The sequence below is a fragment of the Streptomyces muensis genome, assembly GCF_021474425.1.
In the GTDB taxonomy this organism is placed as follows: domain Bacteria; phylum Actinomycetota; class Actinomycetes; order Streptomycetales; family Streptomycetaceae; genus Streptomyces; species Streptomyces muensis.
In genome coordinates this window covers 1-2267 of record NZ_JAKEIP010000519.1, presented here as the reverse complement: position 1 = coordinate 2267, position 2267 = coordinate 1, and the positions used below count along the sequence as shown (strand labels likewise).

Genomic DNA, 2267 nt, shown 5'->3' with positions numbered 1-2267 from the left:
CCCCCCCCTATCTCACAACCCCCTCCGGGAATCCGCGTTTATATACCGGGTCTGGTGGGCTGGTTGTTGTTTATACGCCCCCGGGGGGGGGGGGGGGGCAGTGCGGTGGCGGCCATCGCTGTGGCGCCGAGGAAGAGGCTTCGTCTGGGCATGCCTTGCGCGTTACTCATGTCCGTGCGTCCTTCCATGCGGCTCTTCATGGATGTGAACGACGTTCAGATCTGCGTCGGCCGGTGAGCATGCCACGGGACCCCTGCGCCGGGAAGAGGGTGCGCGGGGGTTATGTAGTCGTTACTTGGTACGGACCTGGATTCAGTCCGCGGAGCGCTTGGTCAGATGGGCGAACGCGTCCAGGTTGCGCGTCGACTCGCCGCGTGCCACGCGCCACTCGTACTCCTTGCGGATCGCGGAGGCGAAGCCGAGTTCCAGGAGGGTGTTGAAGGCGCCGTCCGTCGCCTCCAGGACCTGGCCGAGGAGACGGTCGATCTCGTCGGGGGTGACGGCGGACAGGGCGAGCTTGGCCGTGACGTAGATGTCGCCGAGCCGGTCGACCGCGTAACTCACGCCGTACAGCTTGAGGTTGCGCTCCAGGAGCCAGCGGTGGACGCCGGGTTCGTTCTCGTCGGGGTGGCGGATGACGAAGGCGTTGAGGGAGAGGGAGTGGCGGCCGACGAGGAGGGAGACCGTCGTCGACAGCTTGCGGGTGCCGGGGAGTTTGACGACGTAGTTGCCGGGGGCCGGACTCTCCCATTCGAGGTCGGCGTCCTTCAGGGCTCCCTCGACGACCTGCGCGACGACCTGCTCCGCCTTCTGTGCGTCAGCCATGGTGGGAGCGTACGCGACGGCGGTGGGCCTGGGTCGCGGCCGTGTAGACGTCCGCCGTGGCGGCGGCCGCGGTGTCCCAGCCGAAGGACTGGGCGTGCCGGGCGGCGGCCGCGCCCATGCGCGGGGTCAGGTCGGGGTTCTCGGCGAAGCCGTGCAGCGCTCGGGCGTAGTCGGCCGGGTCGTGGCCCTGGACCAGATAGCCGGTACGGCCGTCGCGGACCGCGACCGGGAGGCCGCCCACGGCCGCCGCGAGGACGGGGGTGCCGGCCGCCTGTGCCTCGATGGCAACGAGGCCGAAGGATTCGCTGTACGACGGCATGACCAGCACGGATGCCGCGCGGAACCAGTCCGCGAGCTGCTCCTGGCCGACGGGTGGGCGAAACCGTACGACATCCGCGATGCCCAGGCGGGCGGCGAGCTTCTGGAGGCCTTCGGGCTTGGCCATGCCGCTGCCGCTGGGGCCGCCGACGACCGGGACGAGGATGCGGGAGCGGAGGTGGGGGTGCTCGTCGAGGAGGACGGCCACGGCGCGCAGGAGGATGTCCGGTGCCTTCAGGGGCTGGATGCGGCCTGCGAACAGGGGGATCAGGGCGTCCTGAGGGAGGCCGAGGCGGGCTCGGGCGGCGGCCCGGCCGTCGGCCGGTGAGAAGCGGGTGAGGTTGACGCCGGGGTGGACCACGGCGACCTTGTCGGGGGCCGCGGCGTAGTGGCGTACCAGTTCGTCGGCCTCTTCGGAGGTGTTGGCGATCAGGCGGTCCGCGGCCGTGACGATCTGGGTCTCGCCGATGACCCGGGCGGCGGGCTCGGGGGTGTCGCCGTCGGCGAGGTTGGCGTTCTTGACCTTGGCCATGGTGTGCATGGCGTGCACCAAGGGGGTGCCCCAGCGCTGGGCGGCGAGCCAGCCGACGTGGCCGGAGAGCCAGTAGTGGGAGTGGACCAGGTCGTAGTGGCCGGGGCGGTGGCCGGCCCAGGCCTGCATCACGCCGTGGGTGAAGGCGCAGAGCTGGGCGGGGAGGTCTTCCTTGTTGAGGCCCTCGTACGGGCCGGCGTCCACGTGGCGGACGAGTACGCCTGGCGCCAGCTCGACGGTGGGTGGGAGGTCGGTGGCGGTGGTGCGGGTGAAGATCTCGACCTCGATGTTGATCGCGGCGAGGCGCTGCGCGAGTTCGACGATGTAGACGTTCATGCCGCCGGCGTCGCCTGTGCCGGGCTGGTGGAGCGGTGAGGTGTGCACGCTGAGCATGGCTACGCGGCGGGGGCGGCGGTGGAGCCACCCGAGCCTGTTGACGTAGTGGCTCACGTGGTCCTCCTTGGCTGCGGGCATGCCTGGGGGAGGGTGCGGGGCCCTCCAAGGGGGTGCAACAGCGGAGGGGCTGGTTCCCATTCCTGGTGGGGTGGTTTTTGCCTAGGAATTACCGGGTCTCGCTCAACTGTTCGGGGGG

General features: G+C 70.4%; 2 protein-coding genes. Both read right to left on the bottom strand.

Going from position 1 to position 2267, the window contains the following annotated elements:
* Positions 1 to 312: 312 nt before the first annotated feature.
* Positions 313 to 825 carry a type III secretion system chaperone family protein gene (locus L0P92_RS43910; RefSeq protein ID WP_234768726.1) on the bottom strand — a complete coding sequence of 171 codons (513 nt, stop codon included), beginning with the start codon at positions 823 to 825 and terminating at the stop codon, positions 313 to 315.
* Entirely contained in the window at positions 818 to 2125 is a 1308-nt protein-coding gene (mshA, locus tag L0P92_RS43905) for a D-inositol-3-phosphate glycosyltransferase (protein ID WP_372497436.1), read from the bottom strand. Before mshA ends, L0P92_RS43910 begins: the two co-directional genes overlap by 8 nt.
* Positions 2126 to 2267 lie beyond the last annotated feature (142 nt).